Below are 14345 nucleotides of genomic sequence, written 5' to 3'. Positions count from 1 at the left end.
GCGGAGGGTTCCCGCACTGCGGCATCATGGTCAAGCTTCCGCCGCCCGGAACGCCGGTTCGGGCCACCCGTGCGCTCGCGCTCAGACCCCCTTGCGGGCGGTCTGGCCGAGGGCGGGAGCGATCGGGGCCGGGGCGCCGAGCAGGGTCATCGGCCCGGCGGCGTCCTTGGCGACCGGGGGTTCGTTGACCGCGCGGTCGAGCCGGTGCGGCTTGAAGTTCGCGGCGATGCTGCGCGCCGCGGCGAGGTCGGCCGGGCTCAGCTTGGTCGCCACGTCGTCGCGCTTCTTGCCGGCATCCTCGTCGCCCTGCGCGGCGGCGGCGGCGAACCAGGCGTAGGATTGCGCGAGGTCCTGGGTCAGGCCGAGGCCGCGGGCGTAGAGCACCGCGAGGTTGTACTGGCTGTCGCGCACCCCGTACTCGGCCCCCTGCCTGAACCACGAGGCGGCCGAGGCGTAGTCCGGCTTGCCGGTCGCGCTCGGGTTCTCGGCGTAGATCACCGCGAGGTTGTGCATCGAGCGGGCATGGCCCTGCTCGGCGGCGCGGCCGTACCACATCTTGGCCTTGTCGAGGTCGCGCACGAGGCCGGCGCCCTTCTCGTAATGACCGGCGTACTTGTACTGGGCCGGCGCGTAGCCGGCGCCGGCGAGCTTCTCGTAGAGCTTGGCCGCCAGCGACAGGTCGCGCGGCAGGCCGCGCCCGTCCGCGGCGCGCCCGGCCAGTTCCCAGACCGCGGTGCCGTCGCCCTCCTGCGCCGCCTGGCGGAGCTTCGACAGGCCGGCGGGCAGGGTGGCGAGGTCGCCGGCGAGCGAGGCCATGCTCGACACCTGCGGCACCGCGCTCCGGGCCTGCGCCGCCTTCGCCTCCGCGGGGGCGGCGGTGGCAAGCGCCTGCGTGGTCTGCGGGTCGGCCGGGGCAGGGCGGGCCTCGGCCGGCATCGCCGGCTCGGCCTTGTCCGCGCGAGGCTCGGCCTTCGGGTCGCTCTTGGGCGCGGCGGACGCGTTGGTGTCGGCCAGCACGGTCGGCGGCTGGGGCGCGCGCGCCGTGTCGCCGTTCGCGGTCGGGCGCATGCTGATCGCCTGCAGGGCGCCGAGCGCGAGCACGATCGCCGCGAGGCCGAGCAGCAGCGGCCGGCGCCGGCGGTTGATCTCGGCGCGCAGGCGCGCGACCGGTCCGTCGCCGGCCGCGTCCGCGACCGGCATCGGCCGGCGGGCGGCGGGGCGCGGCTCGCGGCGGCCGGCCGAGAGGTCGGCCTCGGAGGCGACCTCGGCCTGAGCGGCCTGGGCGGCCCGGCGGGCGGCGGCGATGAAGTTGGTCTTGATGTCGGTCGCGCCGTCCGCCTCGGCGGGCTCGGCCCGGTCGCGGGCCTGGCGCTCCCGGGGGGCGGCGTCCTTGGACGGACGCGCCGCGCCGGGCTCCAGCAGCTCGTCGCCGGCCCGGGCCGTCTCGGGGCCCGTCGCGGCGGCGCTCGGAAGCTCCGGGCGCCGGGCGGTGCGGGGGCGCGGCGCCTCGACGGTGGTCGAGGCGAGCAGACGCTCCTCCAGTGGCACCGCGCGGTTGCCGATCGGGGCGCGGGCCGGCGCGGCGGCCGGGGGCGCATCGAGGCGCCCGGTCAGGCGCTCGAGGGCGGTCTGCACCCCTTCGAGCGTCGTGGCGAGGCGCTGGTCGGACGCCGCCTGCCGGGCCTGCATGTCCGCGAGGCCGGCGCGCAGCAGCCCGAACTCGCTCGTCTCGGCGTTCCCGCGGCCGCCAATCGAATCGGCTACGGCGCTGCGGGTGGCACGGGCCACGGCGGCCTCGATCGGCGCCTCGTCGCGGAGCGCGGAGACCTGCTTGAGCAGGTCGCCCATGGACCGCTCCAGGCTTGCGAGCGTCGGGTCGCCGCTGCGGGCGTCGAGCCGGTCGGCGATCGACACCACCTGCTTTTCCAGGGCGTCGAGGCCGTCGTCGCCGGAGCGCGCGCCGACGCGGTCGACCTTCTCCGCGAGGTTGCGCAGCATGGCGTGGATCGAGGCGACGTCGCCGCCCGGCATCGCCGGCATGCGCAGGCTCTCGCCGAGGCCTTCCAGGCGCCCGATCAGGTCGCCCACCGGCTGGGTGCTGACGCGGTCGACCTTGTCCGACAGCGCGTCGATCCGCCCGAGGATCGCCTGAGAGCTGGCCGCGTCGGCGCCGTGTGCGCCCGCCTGCATCGCGTCGAGCTTCGAGGCGATCGCGTCGATCTGGTCGACCAGCGCCGCCGGGGCGGGAACGCTGGCGTTGAGGCCGCTGCGGATCTCCTCCAGCAGCGGGCGCAGGGCGGTGTCGCTGCCCGCGGTCGCGGCCTTCTGGAGCTGGGCGATCTGCGCGCTGATCGCCTGGACGCCGGCGGCGAGGCTCTGGATCCGCTCCGGCCCGGCGAGCGCCGCGATCAGGCGGCGGATCTCCTCGATCTCGTCGAACAGGTGCTTGAGCGCGTCGTGATCGACGGCGCTGCCGTGCCCGGTGGCGACGACGGCATCGAGCCGGGAGGCGAGGCGCTCGACCTCGCCGGCCACGCGGGTGTGGACGTTCTCGGCCACGTCGTCGGCCAGCCGCTCGACCTGCGCGCGGATCAGCTCGATCGGCTCGGCGATGGCGGCGAGGTCCGCCGGCGCTCCGGCGCGCTCGACGCCGCTGGCCAGCGAGATCACCGCCTGCTCCAGGGCGCCGAGGTCGCGCCGCGTGGCGAGATGGCCGATCGATTCGCGAAGCCGGTTCGTCTCGCGGCGCAGCTCGGACACCGCGGTGTCCGGCAGCGCGGTGTCCTCGACCGTCGCGTCGAGGCGGCGGGCGATGTCCTCGCGCATGGTCGCGACCACGCTGGCGCCGGCGTTCTCGCCGAGCTCGCGCTGGCGCTGGCGGATGTCCTGCACCGCATCCTGGATCTCGGCGGCCGCCGGGCGGCCGCGCCGGCCCGGGGGCCGGGTCGCCGCGAGCTGCTCGCCCAGCGCCGACATCCGGCGCTCGATGTCGCCGAGGCGCTCGGCGACCTGCTGGACCGGGGCGGCGCTGGCGCCGATCGCCGCGCCGATGCGGGATTCGATGTCGGCGATCCGACGCTGGGCGGCGTCCTCCACCGACAGCCGCTCCTCGGCGAGGGTGCGGTCGAGCCCGTCGATGCGCGCGAGCAGGGCCTGGATGGTCGCGCCGAGAGCGCCGTCCGGGGCGGCGTCGGGCATCGTCGCGGCGGCGGCAGCCGGCGCGGCCTGTGCGGCCGGCCGGGACGTCCCGAGATCCGAGGCGGGGCGGCGCGGCACCTTCGTGCTGGACTTCGCCGCCGCCTTGACCGAGCCCGTCTTCGCCTTGTCCGGCACGACGGAGGCGATCCACGTTTCCAGTGGGACGCCGGCGCGGCGGGCCACGTCGCGGGCAGCATCGAGCACGTCGGGATCGAAGTTGTCGAAGCTCGGCGTCGCGGTTCGGGTCATCATCGGGCCTGCGTTCGGCGGCGTTCGGCACCGGGCCCCGGCCACGTTCGCGCACGCTTGCGACGTGTCCGGAACGCGGTCCTCGGATCGGTTGTCCAGGACCATTAACTTTCTTGGTAAACACCGGGTTAAGAGGTCGAACATGGGTTGCATCAGTCGAAACCGCGGAACCCGGCCGCACCCCTCTTGCCCCCGGACGGCGGGATAGTTTATATATGAACTATCGAGAGACCCACCGCTCCGCGACGGACCGGGCAGGGCCTCCGCCCCCTTGGAGGATCGACACATGCCGAGCTATCGCGCCCCGGTCGAGGACACCCTGTTCCTCCTCAACGACGTGCTCGGCTTCCACAACCACGCCAACCTCGCGGGCTTCTCCGAAGCCACGCCGGACATGGTCGAGGCGGTGCTGAACGAGGGCGCCAAACTCGCCGACGAGGTGCTGGCCCCGCTCAACCGCGTCGGCGACCTCGAAGGCTGCCTCCGCCGGGCCGACGGCTCGGTGACGACGCCCAAGGGCTTCAAGGCGGCCTACGACGCCTACGCCCAGGGCGGCTGGATGGGCCTGTCGGTGCCGGAGGAATACGGCGGCCAGGGGCTGCCGCACACGCTGAACACCGCGATCCAGGAATTCGCCTCCGGCGCCAACCTCGCGCTCGGGATGTATCCTGGCCTGACGCAGGGGGCGATGGCGGCTTTGCTGGTTCACGGCTCGGACGAGCAGAAGAGCACCTACCTGCCGAAGATGGTCGAGGGCGCCTGGACCGGCACCATGAACCTCACCGAGCCCCATTGCGGCACCGATCTCGGCCTCCTGAAGACCAAGGCCGTGCCGAACGGCGACGGCTCCTACGCGCTGACCGGCACCAAGATCTTCATCTCGGCGGGCGAGCACGACCTGTCGGAGAACATCGTCCATCTCGTCATCGCCCGGATCGAGGGCGCGCCGGCCGGCACCAAGGGGATCTCGCTCTTCGTGGTGCCGAAGTTCCTGGTGAACGCGGACGGCTCGGTCGGCGCGCGCAACGGCGTGTCCTGCGGCTCGATCGAGCACAAGATGGGCATCCACGGCAACTCGACCTGCGTGATGAACTACGACAGCGCCACCGGCTGGCTCGTCGGCCAGGAGAACCGCGGCCTCAACGCGATGTTCGTGATGATGAACGAGGCGCGGCTCGCCGTCGGCGTGCAGGGCCTCGGCCAGTCCGAGGTCGCCTACCAGAACGCCGTGGCCTACGCGAAGGACCGGCTGCAGGGCCGCTCGCTCACCGGCGCGAAGGCGCCGGACAGGGCCGCCGACCCGATCATCGTCCACCCCGACGTGCGCCGCACGCTGATGGGCATCCGCGCCTTCAACGATTCGGCGCGCGCGCTGATGCTCTGGACCGCGCTGCAATCCGACATCTCGCATCGCTCCGAGGACGCGAAGGAGCGCCAGACCGCCGACGACCTGCTCGGCCTGCTCACCCCCGTGGTCAAGGGCGTGCTCACCGACCGGGGCTTCGCCAACGCGGTCGAGGCGCAGCAGATGTTCGGCGGCCACGGCTACATCGAGGAATGGGGCATGTCGCAGTTCGTGCGCGATGCCCGCATCGCGATGATCTACGAGGGCGCCAACGGCATTCAGGCGATGGACCTGATCGGGCGCAAGCTGCCCAAAGACGGCGGTCGCGCGATGATGACCTTCCTCGGCGAGGTCCAGGCCTTCATCAAGGACAACGGCGAGGACGAGGCGCTGAAACCCTTCACCGGGCCGCTCCAGGCCGGGCTCAACGACCTGCAGGGCGCCACCATGTGGTTCATGCAGAACGCGTTCTCGAAGCCGGACAACGCCGGCGCCGGCGCCACCGACTACATGCATCTCCTCGGCCTCGTCGCGATGGGCTACATGTGGGGCAAGATCGCCAAGGCGGCGAACGCCAAGAAGGCCGAGCGGCCGGAGCGCATGGAGGCCAAGCTCGCCATCGGCCGGTTCTACATGGAGCGGGTGCTGCCCGAGACCGCGATGCGCTTCGGGCGGGTCAAGGCCGGCGCGGACACGACCATGGCCTTGCCGGCCGAGGCGTTCTAATCACGCCCTTCCCTCCCCCCTCTGCGGGGGAGGGTGGCCCGCGAAGCGGGTCGGGAGAGGGGAGCGACGGTTCCGGATACGGCGCTCCCCTCTCCCGACCCTCGCTGACGCGAGGCCCACCCTCCCCCGCAGAGGGGGGAGGGACACGAGGGAGCGTCGGACCGCGCAAGCCCTCGCTGTTGCCAAGTGGACAAAGACCCGAGGGAAACGCCATGACCGAGGCCTTCATCTACGACCACGTCCGCACCCCCCGCGGCCGCGGCAAGCCGGACGGGTCGCTGCACGAGGTCACGGCGCTCCGCCTGGCCGAGACGGCGTTGCGCGCGCTCAAGGACCGCAACGGCCTCGACACCCGAAAGGTCGACGACGTGGTGCTCGGCTGCGTCGACCCGGTCGGCGAGGCCGGCGGCGACATCGCCCGCGCCGCGGCGCTGGTCGCCGACTACGGCAACCACGTGCCGGGCGTGCAGATCAACCGCTTCTGCGCCTCGGGCCTCGACGCGATCAACTTCGCCGCCGCCCAGGTCATGGCCGGCCAGCACGACATGACGGTGGGCGGGGGCGTCGAGTCGATGAGCCGCGTCGGCCTCGGCGCCTCGGGCGGCGCCTGGCCGGTCGACCCGGCGATCGCGATCAAGTCCTACTTCATGCCCCAGGGCGTCTCCGCCGACCTGATCGCCACCAAGTACGGGTTCTCGCGCGACGATTGCGACGCCTACGCCGTGCAGTCCCAGACCCGTTCGGGCAGGTCCTGGGCCGACGGCCTGTTCAAGGATTCGGTCGTGCCGGTGCGCGACGTGAACGGCATCACCCTGCTCGACCGCGACGAGCACATGCGGCCCGCGACCGACATGCAGTCGCTCGGGCAGCTGAAGGCCTCGTTCGTGCAGATGGGCCAGATGGGCGGCTTCGACGCGGTGGCGGTCGACGCGCATCCGGACGTCGAGGCGGTCGACCACGTCCACCATGCCGGCAACTCGTCGGGCATCGTCGACGGCGCCGCCGCGGTGCTGATCGGCTCGCGAGAGGCGGGCGTCGCCGCGGGCCTGAAGCCGCGTGCACGAATCCGCGCCTTCGCCAACATCGGCTCCGATCCGGCGCTGATGCTGACAGGCCCGGTCGATGTGACGAGGAAGGTGCTGGCGCGGGCCGGGATGCAGCTCTCCGACATCGACCTGTTCGAGGTCAACGAGGCCTTCGCCGCCGTGGTCCTGCGCTTCCAGCAGGCGTTCGACCTCGATCCGGCCAAGGTCAACGTCAACGGCGGCGCCATCGCCATGGGCCATCCGCTCGGCGCCACCGGCGCGATGATCCTGGGCACCGTGCTCGACGAGCTGGAGCGCACCGGCAAGGAGCGCGCCCTGGTGACCCTGTGCATCGGCGCCGGCATGGGCACGGCGACGATCATCGAGCGGGTCTGACGCGGTCTCGAACCGGCCGGCGCGTTCCCTATTCGGCGCGAACGCTGCTAGAGCCGGCCCCGACCCGTGCCGGGAAACGGCGGGGACGACACGAACCTTTGGGAGAAACGATGACCCGCCTTCTCGCCACCCTGTGCCTGACGACCGCGCTCGCCCTGCCCATCGCCGCCCGCGCGGACGAGGCGGCCGACAAGGTCGCCGAGGCCAAGACGCTCGTCAGCAAGACGTTGATCAAGAACCTGAAGACCGGCTTCGACGCCGCGCTCGAGAAGACCGTCGCCGCGATGCCGGACGACAAGTCGGAGTCCGTCCGCAAGGAGCTGATGGCCGAGTTCGACAAGCAGAGCGGCATCATGGTCGAGGGCCTGTCGAAGGAATACGCGACCAAGTTCACGCTGGCCGAGCTCAAACACCTCAACGAGATCTACGAGGACAAGACCTACCTCAAGTTCCAGGCCATCAACGCCGACCCGTCCTCGTCGGTGACGGCGATCTCGCAGGCTTCGGTGACGAAGCTGCTCAACATGCTGGCGATCGCGGCGGCCGGCGACAACACGCCGAAGGCCGGGGCTCCGATGCCTGCGCCGACTCCGGCACCCGCCCCGGCGCCCGCGCCGGCCCCGGCGCGCTGACGTCGGCGGCGGAGCGATCCGGGCATGGCCCCCCAGCCCAGCTCAAGCGGCCTGCGCGGATCGCTCCGACCCGGGAAAGCCCGCCACCTCCGGCAGGCCTTCGAACCGGGGCTTGGCGAAGTGATAGCCCTGGAACAGCGTAATCCCGAGGTCGCGCAGAGCGTCGAACTCGGCTTGCGTCTCGACGCCCTCGGCCAGCACCGAGACGTCGAGGCCGCGCGCGATGGCGACGAGGCCCGCCACGATCGCGCCGCGCCCGGCATCGGCGTCGATGCCGCGCAGCAGGTCCATGTCGATCTTGATCAGGTCGGTGCGGAAGTTCGCCAGCAGGCTCAGCCCGGCATAGCCGGCGCCGAAATCGTCCAGCGCGGTGAGGAAGCCCTGGCGCCGGTACTCGGCGATGATGCGCTTCACGTGGGCGATGTCGCGGAAGCGCTCGTTCTCGGTGAACTCGAACATGATCCGGCGGTGCTCGAAGCCGACCCGGCGCGCGGCCTCGAGCGAGGCGCGGATGCAGGCCGCCGGCTCGTACACGGCGTTGGGCATGAAGTTGATCGACAGGCGCGTCTGGTCGTCCTTCGGGAACAGGCGCCCGGCGAGCTCGATCGCCTTGACCCGGGCGGCCTGGTCGAAGCGGTAGCGCGTCTCGTCGGTCACGCGGTCGAGGATCGAGGCCGCCGACTGTCCTTCCGGCCCGCGGACCAGGGCCTCGTAGCCCCAGACGCGGCCGTCGACCGTGTCCAGGATCGGCTGGAACGCCATGGTGAAGGCGAAGCCGAGTTCCTCGCCGTTGCGGCAGGCCCGGCACTTCCCGGCGGTCGCCTTCCCGTCGGCCGGCGCGGCGTCGGCTGGTCTGGCATCGGCAGGCTCGGCATCGACGATCATGGGCTAGTTTCCGTTGCTCGACCCCCTCAAGCCTTCTGAAGAGCAAGTATCTCCACACTGTTAACGCGCCGGACTACATGCGTTCGGTCATCCGAGGATCAGCAATGAATCTCCAGAACTTTCGCTTCGAGACCGATGCCGATGGCGTCGCCCTGGCCGTCTGGGATTGCCCCGGCCGCTCGATGAACGTCATCACGCAAGCCGTGATCGACGAGATCGAGGCGATCGTCGACGCGGTCGTCGCCGATCCGGCCGTGAAGGGCTGCGTCATCACCTCGGGCAAGGACAACTTCTCGGGCGGCGCCGACCTTACGATGCTGCAGGGCCTCGGGCTCGAATACGAGAAGCTCAAGCGCGAGCAGGGCGAGGAGCCCGCCATGCGCCACTTCTTCGAGGCGTCGCGTCGGCTCTCGCTGGTGTTCCGCAAGCTCGAGACCTGCGGCAAGCCCTTCGCGGCGGCGGTGAGCGGGCTCTGCCTCGGCGGCGCGTTCGAGCTGGCGCTGTCCTGCCATCACCGCGTGGTCTCGGACGACCCGAAGACCCGGGTCGGCCTGCCCGAGATCAAGGTCGGGCTGTTTCCCGGCGGCGGCGGCACCCAGCGCGTGGCGCGGCTGATGCAGACCGGCGACGCCCTGCAGATGCTGTTCAAGGGCGAGCAGATCCGCCCGGCGATGGCCAGGAGCATGGGCCTCGTCCACGAGGTCGCGGGCAAGGACGAGATCGTGGCCAAGGCCAAGGCCTGGATCCTCGCCGGCGGCTCGGCGGTGGCGCCCTGGGACGTACCGAAGTTCAAGGCCCCGTCGGGCAAGGTGTATTCGCCGGCCGGCATGATGATCTGGCCCCCGGCCAACGCGATCTACCGGCGCGAGACGCACGACAACTACCCGGCGGCGAAGGCGATCCTGGCCTCGGTCTACGAGGGCCTGCAGCTGCCGATGGACCTCGGCCTCAAGGTCGAGAGCCGCTACTTCGCGATGATCCTGCGCACCAAGGAGGCGGCGGCGATGATCCGCACGCTGTTCATCTCGATGGGCGAGCTGAACAAGGGCGCGCGCCGCCCGAAGGACGTGCCCGCCACCAGCCTGCGCAAGGTCGGCGTGGTCGGCGCCGGCTTCATGGGCGCCGGCGTCGCCTACGTCACCGCCAATGCCGGCCTCGAGGTGGTGCTCGTCGACCAGTCGACCGAGGCGGCCGAGAAGGGCAAGGCCTACGCCCACGCGCTGATCACCGGGCAGATCAACAAGGGTCGCGCCAAGACCGCCGACCGCGACGCGCTGCTCGCCCGCATCCAGGCGTCGGCCGACTACGGGGATCTCGCCGATTGCGACCTCGTCATCGAGGCGGTGTTCGAGGACCCGAAGGTGAAGGCCGAGGTGATCGCCAAGGTCGAGGCGGTGATCGGCCCCGACACGATCTTCGCCTCCAACACCTCGACGCTGCCGATCTCCGGCCTCGCCAAGGCGTCCTCGCGCCCGGAAGCCTTCGTCGGCATCCACTTCTTCTCGCCGGTCGAGAAGATGATGCTCGTCGAGATCATCAAGGGCGAGGCCACCGGCGACCGGGCGCTCGCCACCGCGCTGGACTACGTCCGCACGGTGAAGAAGACGCCGATCGTCGTGAACGACGCCCGCGGCTTCTTCGCCAACCGCTGCGTCGGCGCCTACATCCTGGAAGGGCATAAGATGCTCAACGAGGGCGTGCCGCCCGCGATGATCGAGAACGCCGGCAAGATGGCCGGCATGCCGGTCGGCCCGCTCTCGCTCAACGACGAGGTCGCCCTCGACCTCGGCCTGAAGATCGCCAAGGCGACGGAGGCGCAGCTCGGCCCGGACGCGGTCGACCCGGCGCAGAAGGCGCTGCTCGTCGAGCTCGTCGAGAACCAGGGGCGGCTCGGGCGCAAGAACCGGAAGGGCTTCTACGACTACCCGGAGGGCGCGCCGAAGCGCCTGTGGCCCGGGCTGAAGGACCTGCAGCCGACCCACCTCGACCCGGACACCCTCGACATCGCCGAGCTGAAGCACCGGCTCCTCGTGGTCCAGGCGCTGGAGGCCGCGCGCACGGTGGGCGAGGGCGTCATCACCGATCCGCGCGAGGCCGACGTCGGCTCGATCCTCGGCTTCGGCTTCGCCCCGTTCACCGGCGGCGCGTTGTCCTACATCGACTTCATGGGCGCGAAGGACTTCGTCGCCCTGGCCGAGGGGCTTGAGGCCAAGCACGGCCCGCGCTTCGCGGTGCCCGACAACCTGCGCGCCATGGCCGAGAGCGGCGGCACGTTCTACGGCGAGGCGGCGAAGAAGGCGGCGTGATCGCCCTTTCCCTCCCCCACTTCAGGGGGAGGGAGCTCACGGCATCGTGGGCGTTTGGATTCAAGACGGCGTCCCGTCTCACCCCACCGCGGCCAGCCGGCGGCGCAGCACCTCGACGTCGGCGTGGTTGTTCGACAGCAGGTCGGTGATGTCGCCGACGACGAGCGCCTTCACGTGGCGGCAGCGCACTCCGTGGCGGCCGGCCATGCAGGTGCAGCGCAGCATCAAGCCGCTCCTGCGGTCCTCCAGCGAGACCTCGTAGCGGTTGCCGGTGCTGCCGCGCATGGCGAAGCGCAGCGCGTCCGGCTCGGCCGGCTTGAGCGCCCGCAGGATGCGGCCGCTGATCGCGCCGGCGCCCGCCCGCGGGATCGCGGCGCTCCCGTCGATCCGCGTCGCCGGCAGCGACAGCACCCGCGACAGGTCGGGCACGTCCGCGGCCTCCGTCTGCCGGACGGCCGCGAGCGCGATCTCGGCGCAGGCATAGGCGTCCTCGCCGGCGTCGTGGTGCTCGAACCGGATGCCGAGGCGGCGGGCGACCTTGCCGAGGCCGCAGCCCTCCGGGTCCGGGAACACGCGGCGGGCGACCTGCACCGTGCAGAGGTAGCGCAAGGGGGGCGCCGGCAGCCCGCAGGCCTGGAGCGAGGCCCGCAGCACGCCGATGTCGAAGCTCGCGTTGTGGGCGAGGATCAGCCCGCCGGCGAGGTCGGGCAGGAACTCGGCGACCGCCTCGCCGAAATTCGGCTTGTCGCGCACGTCGGCCGGGACGATCCCGTGGACGCGGATGTTGCCGGGCGAGAACCGCAGCTCCGGCGGCCGGATCAGCCGGGACGCGCGCCGGACCACGCGGCCCCCCTCGATCCAGGCGAGCCCGATCGCGCAAGCGCTGTCGCGCCGCTCGTTGGCGGTCTCGAAATCGAGGGCGACGACGGTCATGTGCCTGAACGGGACGGCCGCGGGGGTGTCATGACCCAGGTCTATGACCCGCGGACTCGCGCTTCAAGCGCCTGCGACCATCGCGAGCCATTCGTCTTCCGAGACGACGCGCACCCCGTGCTTCTCGGCATCCTTCAGCTTCGAGCCGGCGCCGGGGCCGGCGACGACGAGGTCGGTCTTCGCCGAGACCGAGCCCGAGACCTTCGCCCCGAGACGTTCCGCGGTGGCCTTGGCCTCGTTGCGGGTCATCTTCTCCAGCGTTCCGGTGAAGACCACGGTCTTGCCCGAGAACGCCGCCGTGCGCGCGGCCGCCTCCATCGGCGCCACCGTCACCTCGGCGAGCAGCGCCGAGACGGCGGCGTCGTTGTGCGGCTCGGAGAAGAACGCGATCAGCGAGTCGGTCGCCACCGGGCCGATCTCGCCGTCGTCGGCGAAGACCCGGTAGGCGTCCCCGGGTCGCTGCTCGGCCGCGCGCGCGATCGCCGCCCGGGCGGCGTCCAGGCTGCCGTAATGGGCGATCAGGCTGGCGCGCTGGCTGGTGCTGAACCGGATCCTGCCGGCGTCCGCCGGCGCGGCTTCGCCCTCCTCGGCATCGCCCGCTTCCGCCGGAGGTTCCGCGTCAGCCGAATGTGCCGCTTCGCCCGGCAGGCCGGCCTCGAGCAGCCGGTCGCGGGTGGTCGGCCCGATCCGCGGCACCGCTGAGAGCTCGATCCAGTCCGGCCCGGCCTGCGCGTCGGCCGCCGCCCGCAGCGCCGTCTTCAGCTCCGAAAAGTCCGAGAACCGCTTGGCCAGGGCCTTGGCGGTCGACTCGCCGATGTCCGGAATGCCGAGGGCGAACAGGAAGCGGTTCATCGGCAAGCTGCGGCGCTCGGCGACCGCCGCGAGCAGGTTGTGGATCGCCTTGTCCTCCTCCTCGCCCTTCTTCTTGGTCGGCTTCTTCGGCGCCGGCGCCCCCTCCGCCCGGCGCTCCGCCGACAGGGCCTCGCGCCGCGCGACGATCGCCGCCTTCAGCGGCTCGAATTCGAGGGTGAACAGGTCGGCCGGTTGTGTCACGAGCCCGGCCTCGAACAGCACCTCGATGTAGGTCTGCCCGAAGCCTTCGAGGTCGAAGCCGTTGCGCGAGACGAAGTGCTTCAGCCGCTCGACCCCTTGGGCCGGGCAGATCAGCCCGCCGGTGCAGCGTCGCACCGCGTCGGGCTTGCCGGTGCGCGGGTTGATCTCGCGGACCGCCTTGCTGCCGCAGGCCGGGCAGGTCTCGGGAAAGTCGAAGGGCTTCGCGTCGGCCGGGCGCTTCTCCAGCACCACGTCCATCACCTTCGGGATCACGTCGCCGGCCCGCAGCACCACCACGGTGTCGCCGACGCGGATGTCGCGGCCGTCGCGGATCGGCTCGCCGTCGCCGCCGACGCCCTTGACGTAGCCCTCGTTGTGCAGCGTCGCGTTCGAGACCACGACGCCGCCGACCGTCACCGGGCGCAGGCGCGCGAGCGGGTTGAGCGAGCCGGTGCGGCCGACGTTGATGTCGATGCCCTCGACCACCGTGAACGCCTCCTGCGCCGCGAACTTGTGGGCCAGGGCCCAGCGCGGGCTCCGCGACACGAAGCCGAGCCGCTTCTGCAGGGCGAGGTCGTCGACCTTGTAGACGACGCCGTCGATGTCGTAGCCCAGCGTCGGCCGGTCGGCCTCGATCCGCCGGTAATGCGCGATCATGCCGGCCGCATCCGTGCAGGTGACGGTCAGCGGGTTCACCGGCAGGCCCCACGCGCGGAACCGGTCCATCACCCCCGATTGCGTTCCCTCGAACGGCGGCACCACCTCGCCCCAGGCGTAGGCGAAGAACTTCAGCGGCCGCGCGGCGGTGATCGACGGATCGAGCTGGCGCAGCGAGCCGGCGGCGGCGTTGCGCGGGTTGGCGAAGAGCGGCTTGCCCGCCGCCTCCTGGCGGGCGTTGATCGCGGCGAAATCCGCGTGCGAGAGGTAGACCTCGCCGCGCACCTCGCAGACCGCCGGCCAGCCGCTGCCGGCGAGCGCCTGGGGGATGTCCTCGACCGTGCGGGCATTGGCCGTGACGTTCTCGCCGGTCTCCCCGTCGCCGCGGGTGGCGGCGGTGACGAGGCGCCCGTCCTCGTAGCGCAGCGACAGCGAAAGACCGTCGATCTTCGGCTCGGCCGTGAAGGCGAGCGGTTCCTCCGGGCGGTTGAGGAAGCGGCGCACGCGGGCGACGAACTCCTCGACCTCGGCGTCGGCGAAGGCGTTGCCGAGGGAGAGCATCGGCACCGCATGGCGCACCTTGGCGAACTTCTCGGAGGGCTTCGCGCCCACCGACGCGCTGGCGATGCCGGTGCCGGCAAGGTCGGGGACCTGCGCTTCCAGCGTCTCCAGTTCCCGGCGCAGGGCGTCGTAGGCGGCGTCCGAGATCTCGGGCGCGTCCTCCTGGTGGTAGAGCCGGTCGGCCTCGGCGATCTCGGCGGAGAGCGCGGCGTGGCGCGCCCGCGCCGCCTCGGCGGTGAGCGTGACGGCCTCCGGCGGGACAGATTCGACGCCGGCCGATTTCGGGGCGGCAGACTTCGAGGCGGCAGGCTGGGGCTTCGGCATCGGGCTCGAGACTTCCGCAGGGGGCGATCGGGCTTCTAACCGATTTCCCCCCGGC

Annotated in this window: 8 protein-coding genes; 4 read left to right on the top strand and 4 right to left on the bottom strand. The window is 71.8% G+C overall.

Annotation, left to right across the window (positions count from 1 at the left end; genetic code table 11):
* Positions 1–81: 81 nt before the first annotated feature.
* The gene (locus ACFZ8E_RS23090) at positions 82–3450 is read right to left on the bottom strand and encodes a hypothetical protein (protein ID WP_405043901.1); all 3369 of its coding nucleotides are present in this window, start codon (positions 3448–3450) and stop codon (positions 82–84) included.
* Positions 3451–3733: 283 nt separating this feature from the next.
* On the opposite strand from ACFZ8E_RS23090, the gene ACFZ8E_RS23085 reads away from it, so the two are divergent.
* From ACFZ8E_RS23085 to ACFZ8E_RS23075, 3 genes are all read left to right on the top strand, one after another.
* Complete coding sequence (locus tag ACFZ8E_RS23085; RefSeq protein ID WP_243950733.1) at positions 3734–5518, top strand: acyl-CoA dehydrogenase C-terminal domain-containing protein; 1785 nt, start codon at positions 3734–3736, stop codon at positions 5516–5518.
* 212 nt (positions 5519–5730) lie between these two features.
* The gene (locus ACFZ8E_RS23080; protein WP_147728814.1) at positions 5731–6939 is read left to right on the top strand and encodes an acetyl-CoA C-acetyltransferase; all 1209 of its coding nucleotides are present in this window, start codon (positions 5731–5733) and stop codon (positions 6937–6939) included.
* A gap of 110 nt (positions 6940–7049) precedes the next feature.
* The gene (locus ACFZ8E_RS23075) at positions 7050–7571 is read left to right on the top strand and encodes a hypothetical protein (RefSeq protein ID WP_405043900.1); all 522 of its coding nucleotides are present in this window, start codon (positions 7050–7052) and stop codon (positions 7569–7571) included.
* A gap of 42 nt (positions 7572–7613) precedes the next feature.
* Here ACFZ8E_RS23075 and ACFZ8E_RS23070 read toward each other — a convergent pair whose 3' ends face one another.
* Positions 7614–8333 carry an EAL domain-containing protein gene (locus ACFZ8E_RS23070; RefSeq protein WP_405044439.1) on the bottom strand — a complete coding sequence of 240 codons (720 nt, stop codon included), beginning with the start codon at positions 8331–8333 and terminating at the stop codon, positions 7614–7616.
* 227 nt (positions 8334–8560) lie between these two features.
* On the opposite strand from ACFZ8E_RS23070, the gene ACFZ8E_RS23065 reads away from it, so the two are divergent.
* Positions 8561–10762, top strand: coding sequence for a 3-hydroxyacyl-CoA dehydrogenase NAD-binding domain-containing protein (locus ACFZ8E_RS23065; RefSeq protein ID WP_405043899.1), 2202 nt, complete (start codon positions 8561–8563; stop codon positions 10760–10762).
* Between the two features lie 78 nt (positions 10763–10840).
* Here ACFZ8E_RS23065 and ACFZ8E_RS23060 read toward each other — a convergent pair whose 3' ends face one another.
* Positions 10841–11695, bottom strand: a complete 855-nt coding sequence (locus ACFZ8E_RS23060; RefSeq protein ID WP_405043898.1) for a 3'-5' exonuclease — start codon at positions 11693–11695, stop codon at positions 10841–10843.
* Positions 11696–11758: 63 nt separating this feature from the next.
* Complete coding sequence (ligA, locus tag ACFZ8E_RS23055) at positions 11759–14290, bottom strand: NAD-dependent DNA ligase LigA (RefSeq protein ID WP_243988851.1); 2532 nt, start codon at positions 14288–14290, stop codon at positions 11759–11761.
* Positions 14291–14345 lie beyond the last annotated feature (55 nt).

The sequence above is a fragment of the Methylobacterium sp. HMF5984 genome, from assembly GCF_045033435.1.
Classification (GTDB): Bacteria; Pseudomonadota; Alphaproteobacteria; order Rhizobiales; family Beijerinckiaceae; genus Methylobacterium.
This window is presented reverse-complemented; position numbering and strand designations above follow the sequence as displayed.